A 22377-nucleotide genomic window follows, 5' to 3' on the forward strand; every position below is an offset into this window, starting at 1 on the left:
GGAGACGCAGTATTTATTGAGGCGTAAAATGTACTACGTAGTATAGCAGCGCAAAAGCGTTACTGCAAGTATTAATATACGAAAGATACTGCGTTGCAAAGGCTTTTAAGGAGCTTATTGTTCCATAGAACTGTTAAAATAACGCGATCATCAAATGAATATTTTGTCATTTGACAGGACTTACGCGGTGTCCCGCGCGGGGGGCTTGGAGGGCTTGCGCCCTCCAAAATCATCTCTTTTTGGCCGTTCGCGGCCACGGTGGTGGCCGCGAACGCCCCGAGATACCGCCCTTTTCAAACCATTTCCGAGGGATGTCATGAATTTAACGCAGCTCCTCCCCGAATTCGTTGGTATTGCGGCCGGTGATTTTCCGATGGGCACGCCCGAGCGCCAGCTTAGCGCTCTGGCCAAGGCCTACGGCGGCACGCGCGAGTCGTACCGCGAGGAGTCGCCGCAGCACACTGTCGCGCTGGCGGGCTTCGCGATCGCGCGCGCGCCGGTGAGCAATGCGCTCTATGGCGCGTTTGTCGCCGCCACCGGCGCGCGCGCGCCCATTCACTGGCGCGCGCCGCAGCCGCCCGCGCAGCTGCTCAGCCACCCCGTGGCCGACGTGAGCTGGAACGAGGCTGTGGCGTTCTGCGCCTGGCTTAGCGGCGCGCTGGAGCAAGAACAACGAGGCAGCGGGGCGGTTGGCGATCGCGCCTCGGTCTTTCGCCTGCCATCCGAGGCCGAGTGGGAGCGCGCCGCACGCGGCACCGACGGGCGCATGTTTCCATGGGGCGAGCGCTGGGAGTCTACCCGCGCGAACACGCGCGAGGCCGAGATCGGCGGCACTACGCCGCTAGGCGCGTACCCGTCGGGCGCCAGCCCGGCGGGCTGCCTCGACATGGCCGGCAATGTGTGGGAGTGGACGGCCTCGCTCGACGCGCTGTACCCGTACCAAGCCGGCGATGGCCGCGAGCAGGCGGATGCGCCGGGGCGGCGGATCTTGCGCGGCGGCTGCTACGCCAACCCGCAGGGCTTTGCGCGCTGCGCCTGCCGCTTCCGGCTGCTGCCCGGCGCGAGCAACCCGTTTCTGGGCTTTCGCCTGGCGATCTAGCGCATCAGGAAGAGAACCAGCGCCAGCAGCGCCAGCACCACCAGGCCAGCGTACAGCATCAGCCGCTCGCGATCGACCAGCGCCGAGTCGCCGCGCACCTCGTTGTTGAAGCCTATCAGCGTCAGGCTGTGCGGCTTGGCTTTGTAGGTGTAGTCCACCTCGGTCACCGGCACGCCTTTGATCAGCAGCTCGGCGCTGATCAGCCGGGCGTTGGCGCCGCCGCCATTGATCGCCTGCTCGACCAGCTCCTTCAGCGGCGCCACCTGGTACCACTGCGCCTCGTAGGCGTCGATCCGGCTGCTGAACACTTCCTGCGCCTGGGTCTGGATCGTCAGCTTATGCAGGCCGGTCAGGTCGTCCTCGTTGAGGTACAGCTTCCCGTGGCGCGACCAGCTGAAGACCTTTTCTTCCATCATCTGGCCGGCGCCCTCGCAGCGCGGGCAGGCCTGCTTGCCATAGCCGCGGCAGATCGGGCATGGCTCTTTCAGCGCCTCGTTGCGCGTCGAGCCGTCGGGCTCGCGCACCTTGCGCACGCGCTCGATCTGGCCCTCGCCGCCGCAGTGCTTGCACGTGACATTCGCCGCGCCGCCGCAGTCGCCGCACGGCACCACCCGCCGCGACCCAGGGATCACGATCGGCGTCGGCGGCGCGTCGACGAACGGCTCGATCTCGGGCACCGGCGCGCCCCACAGGTCGGGCTCGCGCGCCGCCGGGCTGATCGCGCCTTCTTCAGGCACCACCTGGCGCACCTGCGCTGGCGTGCGCGTCTCGTAGTGCGCGCGCAGCTCGTAGAGGTATACGTCGTAGCTGACGATCTGGCTGGGCTGGATCACCTGGCCCAGCAGCGGCCGGCGCAGCGCGCCCGACTGGCTCCAGCGGTCGAGCAGCTTGCGGATCACCCCGGTGCGGTGCAGGTTATCGGCGCGGGCGCGGCTGCGCGCCACAAACTCGTGGTCGAGCAGGTTGCCGACGACCGTCTCGAGCGGGTTCTCGAGCCACTCGGCCACTGGCTCCCAGCGCGACTCCTCCATGTCGTCGGTCGACTGGTCGATCTGCTGCCGCAGTGCCTGGCGCAGCGCCACGGCCGCCTGCGCGGCGCCGGCGTAGCGCTGCGCGGGCTGCGGCGCCAGCAGGCGCCGGATCACCCGGTCGGCGTCGGCCAGCGCTACGTCGCGCGTGCTCAGCGAGCGCGGCTCGGCGCCTGCTGGCGGCGGCTCCTCGCCCAGCAGCGTGTGGTACAGCACCGCGCCGAGGCTGTAGAGATCGTTGGCCGCGCTCGGCTCGCCCGACACCAAGCTCTGCTCCGGCGCCGCGTAGGGCGTCAGGTAGTCGGCCTCTTCGATGCTCGAAAGGTCGGGCGTGTCGGGCGCGGCAGCCAGGCTGAAGTTGGTGAGGTAGGCATTGCCCTGTGGCGTCAGCAGAATATTTGCCGGCTGCACATCGCGGTGGATGATGCCCTGCCCGTGCAGGTAATCGAGCGCGGCGCCGATCTGCGTGAACACCTTCAGCGCCGTCAGCACGTCGAGCGGGCCGGATTTCAACACCTCGCTCAGCGGCCGCGTGTCGAGCCGCGGCGTCACCATATAATCGCCGTAGTGCTCGTCGTGCCCGGCGTCGACAACCGGCAGTATGTTTGGGTGGCTCAGGCGCGCGGCCAGCTTGGCGGCCAGCTGAAACCGGCTCGACGAGATCCAGTCGGTGCGGCGCAGCATGTGCACCTCGACCGGCCGGTCGAGCGTCAGGTGCGTCGCACGGTACACCGTCGCCAGCTCTTCCTGGCCGATCCGCTCGATCAGGCGGTAGTTCAGCAGCTCGTGCAGCTCGGCGGGCTTGCGCGTGGCGCCGCCAGCGCTGCCGCCGGTTGCCGCCCGCGCGCGCGCATTGGGCGTTGGCGTTGGCATTCGACCGTCCTTGTCTGAGCACGAATGCGAGCAGTATAGCGTCGAGCGCGACAGCGCGCAAGCGCCGGCGGGGAAATGAAAGTCATTTTAGCACATTTGTTCACATTTTGCAAGCTATGTTATAATGCCTGCTTGGTGTAGTTCAAAAGGAGCGTCCAGCAGCATGATTTCCACCGGCGAGCTGAAAAAAGGGCTGACGATCATCTACGACAACAACCTGATGCGGATTGTCGATTTTCAGCATGTCAAGCAGGGGCGCGGCAGCGCCTACGTGCGCCTGACGCTGCGCAACGTGCGCAGCGGCGCCACGGTGAACACCACCATTCAGGCTGGCGAGAAGTTCGCGGTAGCGCAGCTCGAAAAGCAGACTGTGCAGTTTCTATATCGCGAAGACGATACCTTCTACTTCATGAACACCGCGACCTACGACCAGCCGGTGGTTGGGATAGACATCATCGGCAGCGCCGCGAGCTTCCTCAAGGAAAGCGCCGAGATCGACCTGCTGACCTACAAGGGCGAGGTGCTCGACGTAGCCATGCCGCCGAATGTGGTGCTGCGCGTAGCGCAGACCGAGCCTGGCTACAAAGGCGATACCGCGTCGGGCGCGGTGAAGCCGGCGATCATGGAGACGGGCCTGCGCGTGATGGTGCCGCTGTTCATCAGCGAAGGCGACGACCTGCGAGTCGATACGCGCGACGGCAGCTATATCGAGCGAGCGTGACACAAGCCAGGGCCAGGGCTGTGCTATTGCCGCAATCGGCACGATGGCGCAGAGCCAGCGCACTCTGCATTACGGCCCCTGGCTTCTGCATGGTAAGCCCTAATTCTCACAAGGGAGACCAGCGACATGACCAATGGTGTAGGCGATCGCGGCGAGCATGCAAGCGACGATGAGTTCGGGCTTGGCGCACTGCGCGAGGTTCTGCGCCTGATTAGCGAGACAGACATCACCGAGATCAAGATCGAGCGCGGCGGCTCGAAGCTGCACATTCGCCGCGGCCAGTCGCAGGCGCCACACGCTGCCGCCGCGCCATTTCTCGTTACGCCCTCGCTCGCGGCGGCAATGCCACAGCACCACCTGCACTCGCCGCTGCCGCCGGTCGCGCCATTCCACCAGCACGGCACGATCGCGCACGCCGCCAGCGATGCCCCCGCGCCCGAGCTTGGCGAAAGCTTGCCGGCCGGCGAGCCAATCACCGCGCCGATGGTCGGCACCTTCTACAACGCACCATCGCCCAAAGACCCGGCGTATATCCAAGAGGGCGACATCATCCAGCCCGGCGACCGCGTCGGTATCGTCGAGGCGATGAAAATGATGAACGAGATCGAAGCCGAGATCGGCGGCCGGGTTGCGCGTATTCTGGTGAAAAACGGCCAGCCGGTTGAGTATGGCCAGCCGCTGATGATCGTCGAGCCTCTATAAGTTACACGAGCTACGCGGTGGGGTTCGGGGGCGGCTTTGCCGCCCCCGAAAACTTCCTTTTTGGCGGTCGCGGCCAGCCAAAAGAGTGATTTTGGAGGGCCGGCGCCCTCCAAGCCTCCCACGCGGGAGGACACCGCGTAAGTCGTGTCAAAACTTGCTATGCTGAATATCCTCACAGTCTCCCAGCTCAACACCTACCTGCGCGAGCTGCTCGACGCCGACGAGATCGTGCGCGATATCTGGATCGAGGGCGAGGTCTCGAACTTCGTGCGCGCCAGCTCGGGCCACTGCTACTTCACACTCAAGGAGGGCGAGGCGCAGATCCGCTCGGCCTGCTGGCGCTCGTCGGTGGCGCGTATCCCCAGCATGCCCGGCAACGGCGACGCAGTGCTGGCGCACGGGCGGGTCGCATTCTACGAGGCCAACGGCCAGGTGCAGCTGTACGTCGACATGATCCGCCCCGCCGGAGTCGGCCTGCTGTTCGCGCGCTTCGAGCTGCTCAAGGCCAAGCTCGACGCCGAGGGCCTATTCGACCAATCGCGCAAGCGCGCACTGCCGCCGCTGCCCCGCCGGATCGGCGTGGCCACCTCGCCCACCGGCGCGGCCCTGCAAGACATCCTCAAGGTGCTGCGGCGGCGCTACCCGCTGGCCGAAGTGCTGCTGGCGCCGTGCCGCGTCCAGGGCGACGGCGCGGCTGAGTCGGTGGTCGAGGCGCTCTACGCGCTCTACGAGCAGCCGCTCGACCTGATCATCGTGGCGCGCGGCGGCGGCTCGGCCGAAGACCTGTGGACTTTCAACGAAGAGATCGTGGCGCGCGCCGCCTTCGCCAGCCCGGTGCCGCTGATCAGCGGCGTCGGCCACGAGACCGACACCACGATCATCGACTACGTCGCCGATGTGCGCGCGCCGACGCCTTCGGTCGCCGCCGAGCTCGCCACGCCCGACGTGGCCGAGCTGGCCGGCGGCGTGGCTTTGCTGGCCGAGCGCCTCGACGCCAGCATGCGCCGCCGGCTCGACGACGCGTTCGGCGGGCTCGACAGCCTGCAGCGCCGGCTGGCACAGCAATCGCCGGCCGCGCGGATCGGCCGCGACCGCCAGGCAATCGACGACCTGACGCGGCGCGCGGCCACGCGCATGGCGCACAGCACCGCCCTGCGGCGCGCGCAGCTGGCCGGCGCCGGCGCGCAGCTGGCCGCGCTCAGCCCGCTCGCCACGCTTGGCCGCGGCTACGCGGTGGTGCGCCAGGCCGGCAGCGGCCAGATCGTCAGCGATCCTGGCCAGCTCGCCGATGATGCCGAGCTGAGGGTGACCGTGCGCGGCGGCGAGTTCACCGCCGTTGCGCGCACCGAAACGTGACTTTTGGGCCATTGCAGTGCGCTGCGCGCGTGCATACAGTATGAGCAGCGGTTTGAAAAGGGTGGTCTGGCGGGGCGACGTCCCGCATACTCACCTCTTCAGACAGGCGCTAGTAGAGCGATCTTTCAGAAGATCAACAAGTAACCTGCTGCCGCAGGCTCAATCTCCTCCCGTGAGGAAGCCGAGTCACGCAAGTGAATAACTTCTAAGAGGCTGTTTGAAAAGCCAGTTTACCACCAAGGCACCAAGCGCTCATTCGCTGAAAAAGCACCAACACGACATACTGGATCTTGGTGTCTTCGTGTCTTGGTGGTTACTTCTCAGACAATCTCCAAGATGATCATCGTGCCTACGCCAACGATCGGTGTGGATGGTACAGCCTGTATCTGATCGCTCTATAAGCATATGGGAGTCGCATGACGAAACCAACCGAGCCGGCAACCTACGAGGCGCTCTACGCCCGCTTGCAGGCGATTGTCGCCCGGCTCGATGCCGGCGAGCTGCCGCTCGACGAGGCGCTGGCGCTGTACGAAGAAGGCGTCGCCACGGCGGCGGCCTGCCAGCGCCTGCTCGACGACGCCGATCTGCGCATCCAGGAACTTCAGGCCGGCGGAGCGCGCGGGGAGGCATGGGAGGACTAGCCCATGGTTGCCGAGCAGATCCACCGCTACCCACGCTGGATCATCTGGCTGTTCGAAAGCCTGAGCGCGCTGGCCGTCGGCGTCGCCGCGCTTCAGCTTGGCCGCGGCCTGCTGCTGCTGATCTGGAGCGCCCTCGGCATCGACACCTCGCTGCTTGGGCGCGTGCCCTACCTGCCCGAGCTGGTGCTTGCCATCAGCAACGGCACGACCCTACCACGCCGCGAGGCCTCGCTCGGGCTGGCCGGCGTGCTGATCGGCGCGCCCGCGCTGCTGCCCGCCCTGGGCTGGCTGGCGCTGGCGCTGCTGCTGGCGCTGCTGCTGCGCAATAGCCTGCCAACCGTGCGAACCAGCCCGCGCGGCATGCTGGTGGAGTTCGCCGGCGGCTGGCTGCCCATCCCCTGGGAGTCGGTGCGCGCGATCAAAGTGACCGAAGACGTGGCCGCCGAGCGCTTCGTGCTGCTGGCCGAAACCGACGCGCAGCAGCTGACCGGCTGGCACCGCTGCTACAGCCTGCTCTACCGCTTTGGCTTCCGCCGCAGCTTTCTGATCACCTCGGCGATCAGCGACTTCCAGGCGCTGATCAAGACGCTGCTGGCCGAGACCGACCGCGTCGCCAAGGTGCTCGACAATATCAAGCCGGCCCGGCTGCAGGAAGAAGCGTCGTCGCCGCTGTTCCGGCTGGTGCTGAGCCCAGCCTCGTTCTTCAGCCGCCGCAGCAAAACCGAAGACGCCAGCCAGCTCGCGGCCGAGCCGCCGCCCAGCGTCGCCGGGAAAGCCCCGCTCGGCGGCACCTACCCGCGCCGCATCCAGCTGGTGTTTATCTGGGCAGGCCGCCTGCTGGCGCTGGCGCTGCTGCTGCGCTACGCGGTGTACTGGCTTAAATTCCTGGCGCTCACCTTCCCGGCCCTGCAAACTCAGCCGCTGTTCGACCGGCTGGCCCTGCGCCAGCTGCCGGCCAACTGGTGGCTGCTGGTGGCGGCGCACGTGCTGCTGCTGCTGCTCGGCTGGCTGATCGCCGGCGTGTGGAACCTGCTGCCGGCGGTCGAGGCGCGCGCCGATGGGCTGGCGGTGAAACACTTCGGCAGGTGGCAGGTGGTGCCCTGGAATGCGATCAAGGCGATCAAGGTCACCGAGTTTTCCGAGCAAAGCCGCGTGGTGCTCATCCAGGCCAGCCGCGGGCTGGCCAGCTCGAAGCGCCTCAGCAGCCTGCTCTACGAGGGCAGCGCCACCCCCGGCGTGCTGCTGACATCGGCGCTCGCGAACTTCGAGCAGGTGCTCCAACGCGTGGTGCTCGAGGTCACACGCCAGTCGGAGGGCCAGCCGCAGGCCAACCAGCCCATCCTTCAGAGCGACGCGCGCTCGCGGCTGCTGCTGTTGAGCTTCCGCTCGAGCGCAACGATCGACCAGCTCGTGGCCGAGGCGCGCGACAACTCGGACACCAAGCGGATCGACGCCCGGCGGCTGCTCGGCCTCGCCGGCACCGTGGCCTGCCTGGCGCTGCCGCCGGCGCTGCTGCTGCTCTTCGACCGGGCCATCCAGCAGGGCGTCCTGCCCGGCCCGACGCTGCTCGTCAGCGTGGTGGTGCTGTTTGTGCTCGGCCTGGTCGAGTGGCCGCTGGTTGGTATTGTGCTGACGACCATCGACGAGATGAGCGGCGGCGGCGAAGAGGGGAATCGCGCGCTGTACCTCTACCCGATCAGCCAGCTGCCGCGGCTGCTGCCGCAGGTGGGCGCGCTGGTGCTGGTGCTGCTGGGCGTGCCGTTCCTGCCAGTGCTGCTGTGGCTCGGCGCAATCGTCTGGTCGTTTCTGCTGGCCGCGGCGCTGTGCGGCGAGCTTTACGATTGGCGCGGCGCCCAGCTGATCGGCGGCGGCCTTATCCCCGTGGTGCTGCAGCTGCTGACATTACTGGTGTACCTGTTCGTCAGCCGCTAAGGGCTGCCCGAAACGCTAGACCCGCGCATTGCCGAAAACGCGCCTTGCCGCCATGGCCCAACTTCGCTACAATACGTCGTAGTGCATGATTAAGCCCGCAGGGCGAGCTTCGTACGAGAGCATCAATGCAACGGGTTTCCGAGCATGTTGACGCGGCATACCTCGAGCAGCCCGCGCCGCGCCCCATCCCGCCGGGCGTGATTCTCAACCTGCTCAACGACTACGCCTTTGAGCAGCCGCTGCGCACGTTCCTCCACCCGATCATTCTGATCTCGCTGGGCGTGCTGATCGCGCTGTACCTGCTGCGCGCCAGCCCGCTGGTGCGCGCCCTGCCGGTGCTGCCGATCGCGATCCAGCTGGGGCTGGCATTCCGCCGGATCTGGCGGCGCGTCCACGACGACCTGACGCTGCTGCGCAACGGCCTGACGATCCGCGCGCACGTGCTGCGGCTGCGGCCACACCGCGCGCCCACCGGCGAGCTCGAAGGCGCGCTGCTCGACTGCGCGATTCCAGTAGCGCCGCGCCGCACGTACATGGGCAGCATCTGGCTCTCCGACGGCGAAGAGGCCCGGCGGCTGGCCAACCAGGGCCGCCTGGCGGTGCTGTGCCTGCCGCGCACCCCCGGCACCTGGCGCATACTCGAAACGATCAACGCCGATGTGCGCTACGACCGCATGGGGCCGATGCAGGCCATTCCCTCCGACGCATAGGGGGCCGGAGGCGGCTTCGCTCCCAAAATTTCTGCTTGGCATGCCCTGCCCGGATTCGCCGCGCGGGGCATACCAAGCAGAAATGATCAAGGCGTGAGGCCGCTCGGCTGGGGGGCGTGCTAGCTTTCGGGCGTGCTTGGGCGCAAGAAGGCCGCGCGCACAGCTGGCTGGAGCATATACACCGCGACCGCCACCAGCAACAGCACCTGCAGCAGCGCGTTGCGGCCCAGCACCAGCGCGGACTGGAACTGGTAGAACATCAGCACGGCGCACATCAGCAGCGTGGCGACGTAGGCCCAGCGCCTGCCGCTCCACAGCCCGTAGCCAACCACCAGGAAGTAGCCGCCATACAGCAGGTATACATACCACGGCACAGCGGCGCTGCCCAGCACCGGCAGCGCCACCGACGCCAGCAGCAGCGCGCCGCCGGCCAGAAACATCAGCACCGCCAGCGCGTACACGCCGCGCGGCAGCTTGCGATCGGGAACTGTTGGTTGCGACATACTAGTATCCTCACGGCCCATTCGCCGAAGCTCGTACAATACTGGCGGCTATTATAATACCAACTCCGTTTGATTACTTTTGATCACTTGAGAGCGAAATTACGGGCGAAGCCACGTAGTGCCACACAAAGAGGCCGGGGCGGCTTTGCCGCCCCCGCGCCCCTGACCGGCAGGCTCAGCCTTCGGCAGAGCGCTCCTGATTTCGTAGATGTGGTATACACTGCGCGCCAGCGCATCGCCCATTCCCCTCAAGCAGGGCTAGCGCCGGCGATAGAGCTGGCGATGCAGCGTCGCGCCGGCGGCGATAAGCGCGAGGCTACCGGCGAACAGCAGCCAGCCGGCGTTGGTGTCGCCGGCGCCGGTGTTCGGCAGCTGCTGTGGCTGGCTCTGCGCAGTGGGCTGCGGCGTCGGCTGGGGGTTATTGACCTGGCTGCTGGTGGCGTAGCCCGCCATGGTCTGCTCACCGGCGGTGGCGGGAGGCAGCAGCGCGCCGACAGGCATATACAGCGTCAGGGCCTGCTGCGTGGTATTTACGACCGTGAGCGTGCCGCGGCCGTAGAAGTTATCGCTGGCCGCGCCGATCGGCACCTTGGCGCCGATTGGCTGCCACGAGGCCACCGTCACGCTCACCTGGCCGGCTTTGGCCGCGTCGATCAGCGAGGTGCCCTGCGGGTTGGCCGGCGCGGTATTCGCGGCGGCCACCACTGCCTGCGCGTCGGCGCCGCCAGCTGGGCTGCCGGTCGCGCCGCTCAGCTGCCAGATCGCGTACTGCGCCTCGAGCGCCTTGTTCTGGTCGGCTGAGATATTATTGCCCTGGATGTAGGCCAGTGCGCCACGAAGGCGATCGGGCGCTACGGCGTTCGGCGCCTGCACCGACTGTGGGAACTTCTGGCCGAAGTTCGTGCAGAATGCCTCGAATGTGATCGTGGCAGTGCCGTTGGGCTGAAGCGTGAAGGTTGGCGTGGGCTGGCCAGTTTGGGCCAGAGCCGCGCCCGCGCCGAGTGCCAGCGATGCCAGCAATACCAGCCCAAGCAGGGCTATAGCGCGCGTGCCGCGTGTGATTCGCATGGTGCTCTCCTGTTTCTTCCCTCGTCGGTTGGCCGGGCGCGTGCGGCGCCGCTGACCTTGCGGCGTAATTGCACGTTTCTTGCCATCGAACTGCGGAATCAGCGAAACAGGGCGATCAGCAGCGTCAGCGTCGCCAGGCTGCCGAGGGTTGTCACCACCACGCCGTTGCTTACGAACTCGGGCCAGGCGTCGAACTCGACCGCCAGCACCACCATATTCACGGCGGTGGGCATGGCCGCCTGCATGGTGCCAATGTACAGCGGCAGCCCGCCGAGGCCCAGCAGCAGGCCCGCGCCATAGGCCAGCGGGATCGACAGCACCAGCCGCAGCAGCGCCGCGCTTGCCAGCGGCCCGGCCGAGGTGATCGGCTGGCGCTGCGTGAGCTGAGTGCCCAGGTTCAGCAGCAGCACCGGCAGCGTCGCGTCGGCCACCAGCCGCAGCCCGCGGTAGATGCTGGCCGCCACCACGCCGTTGGTGTCGTCTAGCGGCACGCCCAGCAGGCGCAGCGCCAGCGCCAGCAGCACCGCGTAGATCAGCGGCACGCGGAACACCTGCCCCAGCGCCGCGCGGCGGCTCTGGTGCCCGGCCGAGGCCAGGTAGATCGCCAGCGTCTGCGACAAGATCGTCTGCGTCAGGTAGCCGACGATCGCCAGCTGGAAGCCCGGCTCGCCATAGGCGAAGCGCGACACCGACAGCCCGTAGTTGCCCGAGTTCATGAACGTCGAGGTCAGCAGCATGCCACTGCGCTGCGGCCCGCTCAGGCCGAAGAAGCTGGCGGCCAGCGCCGCGAGCAGGGTAGTGGCCAGCATCACCAGCAGCATCTGCAGCGCCAGGCGGCTCGCGGTGCCCCCGGCCACGTCGGTGCGCAGCAGCGTGACGAACACCAGGCACGGGCTCAGCACATACAGGCTCAGCCGGTTGAGCGTGCGCGCGTCGATCGGGAATGCGCGGCCGAGCAGGTAGCCCAGCGCGATCACCACCGCGACCGGCAGCAGCACTTCGGTGAAGGCGTAGAGAAGATCGACCATAGAAGTTTTGAGGTTTCAGTTACAGGGCGTACGCGGTGCCCCGCGTCGAGCTGATTTTTTTGCCTTCGGCAGAGTGGTACTTTTCATCTATAGTGCTTGGTTTTCCGCGCTGCGCGCGGAAAACCAAGCACAGAAAACGATCGAGTACCATGCTGCCGCAGGCAGTGCAATCTCGCTAGCCGCGCTCAAACCTTACTTGATCTGGTCGAAGATCAGCGAGTCGATCAGCTGCTCGACTGGGGCTTTGTCGTCGGTGAATGGCGTGTAGCGCGCGTCGGTGGGCAGGAACTCGCGCACCGGCGCGGCGCCCAGATGCAGCGACCAGTCCATCACAGTGCGCAGCACCGGCACCTGCATGCGCTCGTAGTTCTTCTGGAAGTTGAGCGCGCCGTCGCCGACGGGCCGGCTCACGCCCACGACGATCTGGTTGCCGAAGCCGGCCGTGTCGATCACGAACACCTGCGGGAACACCTGGCGCATGGTGCCGGCCAGCGCCACGCCCAGCCGGTCGTCGCCGTCGGGGCCTTTGCCTGCGTTCACCACCGCCACGCCGTCGGGCGTGAGGTGAGAGCGCACCAGCTGGAAGAACTCGACCGTGGCGAGGTGAAACGGGATGTACGGCTGGTGGTAGGCGTCCATGCCGATCACGTCGTAGCTGCCGCCCGAGTTCGCCAGCCAGTAGCGCGCGTCTTCGGGGTGGGTATGGTAGTTCGGGTGGGTCGGGTCGTCGCTGGCGTCGCGCAGCTGAAAGTGCTCGCGTCCGAGCGCGATGATCTCCGGGTCGATCTCGACCGCGTCGATCGTCGTATTCGCGCCATAGATCGCCAGGAACTGCTTCGGCACCGTGCCGGTGGCCGAGCCAAGCATGGCCATGCTCTTCACCGAGGCCGGGTCGCGGCCGGGGAAGAAGTAGGGCGTGACGCTGAAGTAATCCCACGGTCCGCCGCCGGTGAGCAGATCGAGCGGGTTCTGGCTCTGCTCGAAGCGCGGATGGTAGATCGAGTGGATCGCCTGGCCCTCATTCAAGATCAGGTTGACCTGCGGGCCGTAGAATTTGCTCTCGCTGGTGGCGATCTGGATGTAGTTATACGCCGACTCGCGCTCGTCGATCAGCGTGCACCCGGCGCAGTCGGCAACCTTGATATTGCCGCGCGTGGTGGTGGTGTAGAAGAACAGCCCGCCGACGATCAGCAGCAGGATGAGGTAGCGCCAGTCGCGCAGGCCGATCAGGCCCACGACGATCAAGAACACCGCGATCAGGTAGGTGGTGCGCGCCGTGCCGATCGTCGGGATGAGGTACAGCACCGTCAGGAACGTGCCGACGATCGAGCCGACAGTCGAGAGCGCCGAGAGCGAGCCGGCGGTGCGGCCGGCCGCCGCGATGCCGGCCTCGACGCGCTTGAGCTGCAGGCGGATGGCAAATGGGCTGACCATGGCCATGAGGATCACCGGCGCGGCGAACAGGATCAGCACGCCAAACAGCGCGCCGAGGAAGCTGCCCACCGCCACGCGCGCGATCGTGCCCTGCGAAAAGCGCAGGATCGGGTCGGCCAGCAGCGGGATGAAGCCAGTCACAAACCCGGCCCAGGTGATGATCTGGTACAGCACCTTTTCTTCGGGCCGCCGGTCGGCCAGCGAGCCGCCCAGCCGGTAGCCCAGCGTCAGGTAGATCAGCGTCAGGCCGATCACCACCGCCCAGATCGGCTGCGAGGTGCCGAAGTACGGCGCCAGCAGGCGCGAGGCGATCATCTCGATGCCGAGCGTGCCGATGCCGGCGAGGAATACCACCAGGAGCAGAAACCGGCTGGAGCTTTGCGCCGCCTCGCGCTGCGCGGCTTGGGGCTGCGCGGGGATCTCGTGTTCCATCAGATAACCTTTACAGTCCGCTTTCGCTTGAACATACCGTTTACGCGGCGGGGGTGCGGGGCGGCGAGGCCGCGACCAGCTAAAAAAATACGGCTCGGCCGAAGGCAAAACGCCTACTGCGTAGCTCGTACAGCGCGCGTGGCGCGCTCGGCTTTCGGCCGAGCGCGCCATAGCAATACTAGCGTACCAGCGCGCCCAGCAGCAGCTTGCCGAGCGCCTGCAGCAGCAGTGTCGCGATGATTGGCGAAAAATCGAACATCATGGTGCCGGGCATCAGGCTGCGAATAGGCGCCAGGATCGGCTCGGTCAGATCGCGCAGGATCTGGGTGATCCGGTTGTTCGCGAATGGGTCGACCCACGAGGCGAGCACCCGGCCAAAGATTGCCAGCGTCAGCACGTTGAAGAGAATATTAATAAAGCTGGCCAGAAACGATGACGCAGACATGGACGCCTCCTTAGCGCGCATGGCAACCGAGTTGCCGTATTATACCAGATCAGGTTGATGGTTCATTAGACTTAATCGGAAATAAGGGAGCCGGAGGGGCTTTGTTCCTCCAAACCTCCCTGGCGGCGTATGGATCGTAGCAAAGCTACCATCCATACGCCACCAAGAGAGGATTCTTGGGGCCTGCGGCCCCCAAACCCCCACGATTGTTATTTCCAATAAAACCTATTGGCGCTCCGAGAGCCGCGCGCGCACTGCGGCCGCGTGAGCCGTTAGGCCCTCGGCGTCGGCCAGGCGCGCCGCCGCCGGCCCGATCCGCCGCAGCGCCGCCTCGTTCAGCCCCACCAGCGAGATCACCTTGCGGAAGTCGTCGACATTCACCGGCGAGGCGTAGCGCGCGGTGCCGCCCGTCGGCATGATATGCGACGGGCCGGCGACGTAGTCGCCCAGCACCTCGAACGAGCGCTCGCCCAGAAAGATGCCGCCGGCGTTGCGCACCTTGCCCACATGCTGCCAGGGTTCGCTCACCAGCAGGCACAGGTGCTCGGGTGCGTAGGCGTTGGCCAGCGCGAAGGCCGTGTCGAGGTCGGGCACCACCACGATCCCGCCGCGCTGCGCGATCGACTGGGCCGCCACCTCGGCGCGCGCCAGCTGCTCGAGCTGGCGCGCCACCTCGGCCTGCGTCGCCTCGGCCAGCGCGCGGCTCGGCGTCAGCATGATCGCCGAGGCCACCACGTCGTGCTCGGCCTGCGCCAGCAGGTCGGCGGCGGCCAGCTGCGGGTCGGCCGTATCGTCGGCGATCACCAGCGTCTCGGTCGGGCCGGGCAGCGCCTCGATGCCCACCACGCCGTACACCGCGCGCTTGGCCAGCACCACAAACAGGTTGCCCGGCCCGGCGATCTTGTCGACCTGCGGCACGCTGGCGGTTCCGTAGGCCATCGCGGCGATCGCCTGGGCGCCGCCGAGCGCGAACACCCGGTCGACCCCGGCGACATACGCGGCGGCCATGACGATCGTGTGCACCTCGCCAGTGTCGCGCTGCGGCGGCGAGCAGACGACGATCTCTTCTACGCCGGCCACGCGCGCCGGTATGGCGGCCATCAGCAGCGACGACGGCAGCGGCGCGCTGCCGCCGGGCGCGTACAGGCCCACGCGCTGCAGCGGGACGACGATCTGCCCCAGTGCCCCTTCGACGTTGAAATCAACCCACGAGTTGCGCGCCTGGTGGCGGTGAAAGCGCTCGATCTCGCCGGCGGCAAGCCGGAGCGCCGCGAGCAGCTCGGGCTCGAGCGCCTCGGCGGCCTGCTGCAGCCGCGCGCGTGGCACCTCGATCGCGCCGCCGCGCGCGCCGTCGAGCCGGGCGCCCCACTCGTGCAGCGCCGCGTCGCCGCGCTCGCGCACGTCGCGGATGATCCGCTCGACCGCCTCGGCCGGCGTGAGCCGCGCGCCAAACAACCGCTCGATCGAGTCGCGCAGCGACTCGGGCACGCTCAGCTCGTCGAGCGGCACGCGCCGCAGGATCGTGCGGCTGGCTTCGGCGATATCGCCAAATAGAGGGATAGGCATAGGTTTCCTTTTGGTGATTGGGATGTTGCGGCGACAGTATACCATCGGTTGCCGAAGCCTATTTCGGCCGGGGCGAGGGGTAGGGTTGGGGGGAACAGCGCCGGTGGCGGCGCGAGCGCTGGTAGCGCATGCCTCAGGGCAGCACGGCACGTGCAGGTACGCCCTGAGGCATGTGTTCACCACGCCAGGGCTGGCACGGCCTGGTTTCAGCCAGCAGAAAGGCCAGCGGTGCGCCGAGCTACGCGGGCGGCGCGTCGATCAGGATCACGTGGAGGGTATTCGGGCCGTGCACGCCCAGCACCAGCTGCTGCTCGATATCGCCGGTGCGGCTGGGGCCGCTGATCAGCGTCAGGCTGCTGCTGTCGGCGAAGGGGTCGGGGCCGTGGCGGCGCGCGACCAGCTCAAGCGCCTCGCCGAGCCCGCGCACGATCTGCGCGCGGCGTAGCACCGCGATATGCACCGGCGCGAGCAGCGAGGCCAGCCGGCCCTGGCCGGGGCCGCCGCGCACCAGCAGCGTGCCGCTCTCGGCGATCGCCGCGTCGGCGCCGGAAATGCAGATCGGCGCCGGGTCGAGCCGGCGCAGCGCCTCGGCGCGGCGCTCGCCCCCGATCCGCGCGTCGAGCACCGCGACGCCGCGCTCGGCCAGCAGCGCCGCGAGGCCGGGCAGGCCGACGCGCGGCAGATCCCAGGCGATCAGCTGGCCGGCGCCGTGCTGGCCGAGCAGGCCGCCGATCAGCTCCAGCGCGCCGGCGTCGTCGGCGCAGCGGTGCGCCGGGCCGGCCAGGCGCGTCAGCTCGGCCACAAACTGTGCGGCGATATCGTCGTGCGGTGGGTGCACGAACGGCGGCGCCTGGCCGGCGTCGGCAGCCTGGGCCGCCAGCCATGGCCCGTTTGCGGCCAGGCCGGCGCGAACGCGCGCCAGCACGCGCGCGCGGCTATCGGACATCGCTCTTCACCTCATGGGCGCGGTTCGCGCTCACCCAGCCGTACACCCGCGCGACAATCACGGTGAGCGCCAGCACGGCCAGCGAGATCGCGAACTTCAGCAGGTCGTTCAGCTCGACATGCAGCCAGTGCTCGAGGATCAGCTCGCCGCCGATCGCCACCAGCAGCAGGTAGGCTGCGTGCTCGAGCGCCGGCTCCCAGGCGATCAGCCGCGTGAACAGCGTGGCGGCGAAGCGGATCACCACAATGCCGATCGCCACGCCGGCCACCACCACCCACAGCCGCTCCGAGAGCGACACAGCGGCGACGACGTTGTCGAGGCTAAACGCCAGGTCGGCCAGCTCGATCGTCAGCACCACCTGCCAGAAGCTCTGTGGCTTGGCCGGGCGCTCGCTGGTATCGTCGGCGCGGCGCTGCTGCTGGTGGTGCTGGAAGCGCTCGACAAAGTGCTTCAGCGCCAGGTAGATCAGGTACAGCGCGCCGAGGATCTGCATCCACGGGTTCTTAATAATAATGCTCGCCAGCGCTAGCATGACGATCCGGCCGGCATAGGCGCCGAACAGGCCGACTTTCAGCGCCGACTCGCGCTGCGAGCCAAGTAGCTTATCGAAACGGCCGAGGATCGGCTGCAACATCGCCGGCCACGGCGTCCGCTTATCGTTAGGCAGCTTTGTAACCATAGCGCCAATCACGGCGGCATTATCGATCGAGAGAATGCACTCAAGAAAAATCAGCTGCGCGATAATGGTTATAATTCCTACATCCACGGTTGACCTCATTCTCCATCATTGGAGGTATGCTGCTGCGCCTCCCACAGCTCGGCGAATGATCGCGGCGCGAAGGCGGGAAAGTCGCGCGCGCGCGTCCAGGCGTCCAGTGGTGGGGGCAGCCGCTTGAGCATGCCGCCGCGCGCGGCCAGGCGGGTCGCGGCGGCGGCCAGCATCCCGCCGGCCCGATACAGCGGCGGGTGGTTCATCATAGTTCGCCAGCCGGCGATCGCCGCGCGCTCGGCGGGCGAGCTGCTGGCGGCCGCGTCGGCGCGCAGGCGCAGCAGCATGTCGGGCAGGGCGATCCGCACCGGGCATGCGGCCTGGCAGGCGCCGCACAGGCTGCTGGCGTGGGGCAGCTGGTAGGCGTCGGGAACCTCGGGCTGCAGCAGCGGCGTCAACACTGCGCCGATCGGGCCAGAGTAGACGCCGCCATAGGCGTGGCCGCCGATCGAGTGATACACCGGGCAGGCGTTCAGGCAGGCGCCGCAGCGGATGCACAGCAGCGCCTCGGCATAGGGGCTGCCCAGAATGCCCGACCGGCCGTTGTCGAGCAGCACCAGGTGAAATTCGTCGGGGCCGTCGGGCTCGCCAGCGCGCGCCGGGCCGGACACGATCGTGGTGTACACCGAGAGGCGCTGCCCGGTGGCCGAGCGCGCCAGCACCTGCAGCAGCACGCCCAGGTCGGCGAGCGAGGCCACCACGCGCTCGATGCCCATCACCGCCACGTGGATGCGCGGCACGCTAGTGACGAGCCGGCCGTTGCCCTCGTTTGTCACCAGCACCACCGCGCCGCTCTCGGCAACGCCGAAGTTCGCGCCACTGATGCCCATGTCGGCCTTTAGAAAGCGCTGGCGCAGCGCCTGCCGCGCAACCTGGGTCATGGTCGGGATGTCGTCGGTGGGAGGCATGCCCAGGTGCTGCTCGAACAGCTTCGACACCTGCTCGCGGGTTTTGTGGATGGCCGGCGCCACGATGTGCGATGGCGTCTCGCCGGCGAGCTGGACGATATACTCGCCCAGGTCGGTCTCGACTACCTCGGCGCCGGCCTGCTCGAGCGCGTGGTTGAGCTGTATCTCCTCCGAGACCATCGACTTGGATTTGACGATCGTCTTCACGCCCCGGTCGCGCGCGAGGTCGGCGATATAGCGGCAGGCCGCCGCGCCGTCCTCGGCCCAGCACACCTGGCCACCGCGCGCTGCGACGGTATCGGCCAGCTGCTCGAGCAGGGTATCGAGCCGGGCCAGCGCGCCGGCGCGGATCGCGCGCGCCTGGTCGCGCAGGGCATCGGGATCGGCCAGCGCGGCCAGCGCGGCCGAGCGAGCGCCCACGAAATGGTTCGCGGTGCGGCCCAGCGCAGTCTGGAGCGTCTGATCGTGCAGCGCCCGGTCGACACGCTCGTAGAATGGCAGTGGCTGGCTGGTCATCGGTGTTAGCGCCTTGCCTCACTGGTATCGCCCACACGGCGATGCGAATCCGGCCCGCTGCGACGCGGGAAGCAGTGTGCCCGGCCGAGTGGCCTGGCGAGGATGCACCTGCGCGCCCTCGCGCGGGGGCGCTAGTGGGTGCCGAGCATATTCGCCAGCAGCTCAGCGATATGGCAAACACGCACTGGCGATCCGCGGCGGCTCAGACCGCCGGCGATCTGAGTCATGCAGCTGGCGTCGCCAGTCACCAGCAGTTCGACGCCGGATGCCGCAATATTGTTGAGCTTCCGGCCGAGCATCGACTCGGAGATCGCGGGCTGCTTGATCGCGAACAGGCCGCCAAAGCCGCAGCACTCGTCGGCCGCCGGCAGAGGCACCAGCTCGGCCCCTTGCACATGCCCAAGCAATGTGCGTGCCTGCGCGCCCAGGCCAAGCCCGCGCAGGCCGTGGCAGGCGTCGTGGTAGGCCAACCTGCCCTGGTAGCGCGCGCCGACATCGGCCAGGCCAAGCACATCCACCAGGTACTCCGTCAGCTCGTAGGTGCGGCCGATCAGATCGTGGGCGGCGGCCTGGTGTGGCGTGCCATCGAACAGCTCGTGGAAGCCGTGGCGGATCATGGCGCAGCACGACCCCGAGGGCAGCACCACGTCGCCCTGGCCGCGCAGCAGCTCAAGCGTGCGGCCGGCCACGGCGCGCGCATCGCCGCGGAACCCGGCGTTAAAGCCCATCTGGCCGCAGCACGTCAGGCCGCGCGGCACATGCACATCGCAGCCGTGGGCTGCCAGCAGCCGCGCCGCCGCCATGCCGATCGACGGGTAGAGCTGGTCGACGATACATGTAGCAAACAGCGCGACACGACGGCGAGGTTGGGCAGCCACCACGCCTCCTTACATGCTATTCGAGCGGGCGATACTGGCATTATAGCAGAGACTCGCGCAGGCGTCTCTGCTATAATTGACGCGAGCTATGCGGTGGGGGTTCGGGGGCGGCTTTGCCGCCCCCGAGAACTTCCTTTTTGGCGGTCGCGGCCGCGGTGGCCGCGACCAGCCAAAAAGAGTGATTTTGGAGGGCTTGCGCCCTCCAAGCCTCCCACGCGCGAGAACACCGCGTAACTCGTGTAATTGACGCGAGCTACGCGATCGAGCGGGCTGCGGCCCAAGAAAAGAACACAAGCGAGCGAACCATGGCCGAATTCAACCCGGTGCTGGTGAAAGAGCTGCGCAGCCGCATGCGCGGCGCGCGGGCGTTCGTGCTGCTGACGATCTACCTGCTGATCCTGGGCGGCGTGACGCTGCTGTTCTACGCGGCGATCGCCGACATCTCGGCCTCGGATCTCAACAGCGGGCGCACGATCGGCAAGAGCATGTTTCTGCTGATCGGCGCGGTCGCGCTGATCGAGGTGTGCATCATCACGCCAGCGCTCACGGCCGGCAGCATCGCCGGCGAGAAAGAGCGCCAGTCGTACGATCTGCTGATCGCCTCGCTGCTCTCGCCCTGGCAGATCATCTGGGGCAAGCTGGCGGCGGCGCTCTCGTTCGCGCTGCTGCTGATTGTGTCGATTGTACCGATGATGAGCCTGGCGTTTCTCTTCGGCGGCGTCAGCCTGGCCGAGGTGTTGGTGGCGCTGGCGGGGCTGGTGGCCACGGCGTTGTTCTACGCCTCGATCGGCGTGTTCTGGTCGTCGGCGCTGCGCACCACGCTCGGCGCGAACAGCATGTCGCTGGGCACGGTGCTGCTGATGCTGCTGGGCATCCCCTTCCTGGCGCTGATCTTCACGGTGATCTTTGGGCGCGATCTGTCGCCGGACTGGATCAACTCGATCCTGTTTAAATTCGCCGCCGGCGCGTTTTTGTACCTGCACCCGTTTATCGCGCTGCAGGCCACCGAGGTGCAGATCGCCAGCGGCGGAAGCATTTTGTACACGCGCGTGCCGATCGGCGCCGACGCGCTTGGCGGCAGCATTGTGGTGCCGAGCCCGTGGCTGGCGTATGTGCTGCTGGCGCTGCTGCTGAGCCTGGTGCTAGTGTTGCTGAGTGTGCGGATGCTGCGCCCAGGCCAGGAGGGCGCGGCGCGCCAGCGCCCCCGGCGCGAAAAGGAGCAGGCTGCGGAGTGATACGACACCCGGCTGATCACGTGCTGTATCGTGAGGGTTCGGGGGCGGCTTCGCCGCCCCCGAATTTCTTTTTGGTATGCTCTGCCCGGCAAGCCGGGCAGAGCATACCAAAAAGAAAGCGATCAAACGGAGATTAGCATTACGGGGAAGCCACGGCCAGGGCGCTGGCGGGGCGCAGGTCGGCCAGCCGGTCGAGCGCGTCGCTGGCGGCCTCGTGCACGGTGATCTCGTCGTCTTCGACCGCGCGGCTGAGCGCGGCCAGCACCTCGGGCGTGGCCGCGGCCGTGCCGATACGCCCAAGCGCGCGCGCGGCGGCCTCGCGGGCGTACGGGTCGATGTCGCTCAGCAGGCGCGCCAGGTTTTTGATCAGCAGCGGCGCGCTGACCATATCGCCAAGCTCGCCCAGCACCAGCGCCACCGCCGAGCGCACAAAGCTGTCGTCGCTGAACAGGCAGGCCGAAAGCTGATCGAGCAGTTGGGGCGAAGTCAGGTATTCGCGCAGCATGCCGATCGCGCGCGCCGCCGCGACGCGGGTTTCGGCGTCGGAGTCGTGCAGCGCGACGCGCACCAGCGTCTTCTGCAGCAGCGCGCCGGGCGGCTCGGCGATCAGGCCGAGCATACGCGCGGCGGCGGCGCGCACATGCGCGGCGCTATCGGTCAGGCCATCGTGGATCAGCACCAGGTCGGCGGGGGTGTAGCGGCCCTTGCGGTTGCGCAGCGCCCGCAGCGCCTCGGAGCGCGTCTGCCAGCCAGGGTCGCTCAGCGCGCGCCGCAGCTGGCCAAACTCGCCGACGAACATCTCAAGCTCGCGGTCGAGCATGGTGCGGGCCCACTCCTCGCGGCCGCCGTTCAGCCGCTGGCGCACCAGCGCCACCGTCTGCAGCTCGAGCAGCAGCTGCTCGGCGGCGACGCGGATGTCTTTGCTCGATCGCAGCTCGCGCTCGATCTGCGCGGCCGACTGGTAGCGCAGCCGCGTGGCGCGCTGGACGATCTGGTCGGCGCCGGGGGTATGCGTGATCGCGGCCAGCGTCAGCACCGCCGCGATCGGCTCGCGCTGAAATGCCTCGAGGAATGGCGCAAGCGTGCGGGCAACCAGGTACGAGAGCAAGCTGGGCGCGCCGGCAAGCTGCATCTCCTGGCGCGGGTTGCGCGCGAAGCCATTCAGTTGTTCGGCGATCTGCCGCCGCCAGGTTGCCTGATCGAACATGGCTGTTTCGCCAGAGCTAGTGCTTCAGTGTCGGAATTATAACACGGCGCGCTATGAAAAATCTATGATGCGCTTCACAGAAGCGTGACTCTTCGATCATTCCGGGTATGGTACTCTGCGCTATCTTTGAGTGACACGAGCTACGTGGTGGGTGTTCGGGGGCGGCAATGCCGCCCCGAGAACTTCTTTTTTTGGCTGGTCGCAGCCACGGCGGTGGCCGCGACCAGCCAAAAGAGTGATTTTGGAGGGCTTGCGCCCTCCAAACCTCCCGCGCGAGAGGACACCGCGTTTCTTGTGTGAGTGAGCGGTGTTTCCGCGCTTCGCGCCGAAACCCGCTCACGCGAAGGTGAACAAGCGCCTCGCACCAGCAAAGCGCGACT

Annotated in this window: 20 protein-coding genes; 8 read left to right on the forward strand and 12 right to left on the reverse strand. The window is 67.4% G+C overall.

Annotation, left to right across the window (positions count from 1 at the left end):
- Positions 1 to 316: 316 nt before the first annotated feature.
- Entirely contained in the window at positions 317 to 1099 is a 783-nt protein-coding gene (locus U0177_RS14565; protein WP_409571368.1) for a formylglycine-generating enzyme family protein, read from the forward strand.
- On the opposite strand, the gene U0177_RS14570 is transcribed toward U0177_RS14565, so the two are convergent.
- Positions 1096 to 3000 carry a protein kinase domain-containing protein gene (locus tag U0177_RS14570; protein WP_409571369.1) on the reverse strand — a complete coding sequence of 635 codons (1905 nt, stop codon included), beginning with the start codon at positions 2998 to 3000 and terminating at the stop codon, positions 1096 to 1098. The genes U0177_RS14565 and U0177_RS14570 overlap by 4 nt on opposite strands.
- Positions 3001 to 3163: 163 nt before the next feature.
- On the opposite strand from U0177_RS14570, the gene efp reads away from it, so the two are divergent.
- The 6 genes from efp to U0177_RS14600 all read left to right on the forward strand — a co-directional run bounded on the left by efp (position 3164) and on the right by U0177_RS14600 (position 9062).
- The gene (gene efp, locus U0177_RS14575; protein ID WP_409571370.1) at positions 3164 to 3721 is read left to right on the forward strand and encodes an elongation factor P; all 558 of its coding nucleotides are present in this window, start codon (positions 3164 to 3166) and stop codon (positions 3719 to 3721) included.
- A 126-nt stretch (positions 3722 to 3847) separates the two neighbouring features.
- Positions 3848 to 4423 carry an acetyl-CoA carboxylase biotin carboxyl carrier protein gene (gene accB / locus U0177_RS14580; protein ID WP_409571371.1) on the forward strand — a complete coding sequence of 192 codons (576 nt, stop codon included), beginning with the start codon at positions 3848 to 3850 and terminating at the stop codon, positions 4421 to 4423.
- 144 nt (positions 4424 to 4567) lie between these two features.
- Positions 4568 to 5779: an exodeoxyribonuclease VII large subunit gene (xseA, locus tag U0177_RS14585; protein ID WP_409571372.1), complete on the forward strand. Its 1212-nt coding sequence runs from the start codon at positions 4568 to 4570 to the stop codon at positions 5777 to 5779.
- 416 nt (positions 5780 to 6195) lie between these two features.
- Positions 6196 to 6420, forward strand: a complete 225-nt coding sequence (gene xseB / locus U0177_RS14590) for an exodeoxyribonuclease VII small subunit (protein ID WP_409571373.1) — start codon at positions 6196 to 6198, stop codon at positions 6418 to 6420.
- A gap of 3 nt (positions 6421 to 6423) precedes the next feature.
- Positions 6424 to 8352: a hypothetical protein gene (locus U0177_RS14595; RefSeq protein WP_409571374.1), complete on the forward strand. Its 1929-nt coding sequence runs from the start codon at positions 6424 to 6426 to the stop codon at positions 8350 to 8352.
- 125 nt (positions 8353 to 8477) lie between these two features.
- Positions 8478 to 9062, forward strand: a complete 585-nt coding sequence (locus tag U0177_RS14600) for a hypothetical protein (RefSeq protein WP_409571375.1) — start codon at positions 8478 to 8480, stop codon at positions 9060 to 9062.
- Positions 9063 to 9181: 119 nt separating this feature from the next.
- Here the strand turns inward: U0177_RS14600 and U0177_RS14605 are convergent, their stop codons facing one another.
- From U0177_RS14605 to U0177_RS14650, 10 genes are all read right to left on the reverse strand, one after another.
- On the reverse strand, positions 9182 to 9565 hold the full coding sequence (locus U0177_RS14605) for a hypothetical protein (protein WP_409571376.1): 384 nt from the start codon (positions 9563 to 9565) through the stop codon (positions 9182 to 9184).
- 258 nt (positions 9566 to 9823) lie between these two features.
- Positions 9824 to 10633, reverse strand: a complete 810-nt coding sequence (locus tag U0177_RS14610; RefSeq protein WP_409571377.1) for a hypothetical protein — start codon at positions 10631 to 10633, stop codon at positions 9824 to 9826.
- Between the two features lie 98 nt (positions 10634 to 10731).
- Positions 10732 to 11661, reverse strand: a complete 930-nt coding sequence (locus U0177_RS14615; protein ID WP_409571378.1) for an AEC family transporter — start codon at positions 11659 to 11661, stop codon at positions 10732 to 10734.
- A gap of 192 nt (positions 11662 to 11853) precedes the next feature.
- Positions 11854 to 13527: a spermidine synthase gene (locus U0177_RS14620; RefSeq protein WP_409571379.1), complete on the reverse strand. Its 1674-nt coding sequence runs from the start codon at positions 13525 to 13527 to the stop codon at positions 11854 to 11856.
- A gap of 178 nt (positions 13528 to 13705) precedes the next feature.
- Positions 13706 to 13972, reverse strand: coding sequence for a YggT family protein (locus U0177_RS14625; protein WP_409571380.1), 267 nt, complete (start codon positions 13970 to 13972; stop codon positions 13706 to 13708).
- A 225-nt stretch (positions 13973 to 14197) separates the two neighbouring features.
- Positions 14198 to 15538: a histidinol dehydrogenase gene (hisD, locus tag U0177_RS14630; protein WP_409571381.1), complete on the reverse strand. Its 1341-nt coding sequence runs from the start codon at positions 15536 to 15538 to the stop codon at positions 14198 to 14200.
- Between the two features lie 238 nt (positions 15539 to 15776).
- Entirely contained in the window at positions 15777 to 16484 is a 708-nt protein-coding gene (locus tag U0177_RS14635; RefSeq protein ID WP_409571382.1) for a lactate utilization protein C, read from the reverse strand.
- Positions 16474 to 17250 carry a TerC family protein gene (locus tag U0177_RS14640; RefSeq protein ID WP_409571383.1) on the reverse strand — a complete coding sequence of 259 codons (777 nt, stop codon included), beginning with the start codon at positions 17248 to 17250 and terminating at the stop codon, positions 16474 to 16476. Before U0177_RS14640 ends, U0177_RS14635 begins: the two co-directional genes overlap by 11 nt.
- An 8-nt stretch (positions 17251 to 17258) precedes the next feature.
- Complete coding sequence (locus tag U0177_RS14645; RefSeq protein WP_409571384.1) at positions 17259 to 18677, reverse strand: LutB/LldF family L-lactate oxidation iron-sulfur protein; 1419 nt, start codon at positions 18675 to 18677, stop codon at positions 17259 to 17261.
- A gap of 131 nt (positions 18678 to 18808) precedes the next feature.
- Positions 18809 to 19555 (reverse strand): (Fe-S)-binding protein, encoded by a 747-nt coding sequence (locus U0177_RS14650; protein WP_409571385.1) that lies wholly within the window; start codon positions 19553 to 19555, stop codon positions 18809 to 18811.
- Positions 19556 to 19860: 305 nt separating this feature from the next.
- On the opposite strand from U0177_RS14650, the gene U0177_RS14655 reads away from it, so the two are divergent.
- The gene (locus U0177_RS14655; protein ID WP_409571386.1) at positions 19861 to 20790 is read left to right on the forward strand and encodes an ABC transporter permease; all 930 of its coding nucleotides are present in this window, start codon (positions 19861 to 19863) and stop codon (positions 20788 to 20790) included.
- Positions 20791 to 20929: 139 nt separating this feature from the next.
- Here the strand turns inward: U0177_RS14655 and U0177_RS14660 are convergent, their stop codons facing one another.
- Complete coding sequence (locus U0177_RS14660; protein WP_409571387.1) at positions 20930 to 21997, reverse strand: HEAT repeat domain-containing protein; 1068 nt, start codon at positions 21995 to 21997, stop codon at positions 20930 to 20932.
- Between the last annotated feature and the right edge of the window lie 380 nt (positions 21998 to 22377).

The sequence above is a fragment of the Kouleothrix sp. genome, assembly GCF_046328425.1.
GTDB lineage: Bacteria > Chloroflexota > Chloroflexia > Chloroflexales > Roseiflexaceae > Kouleothrix.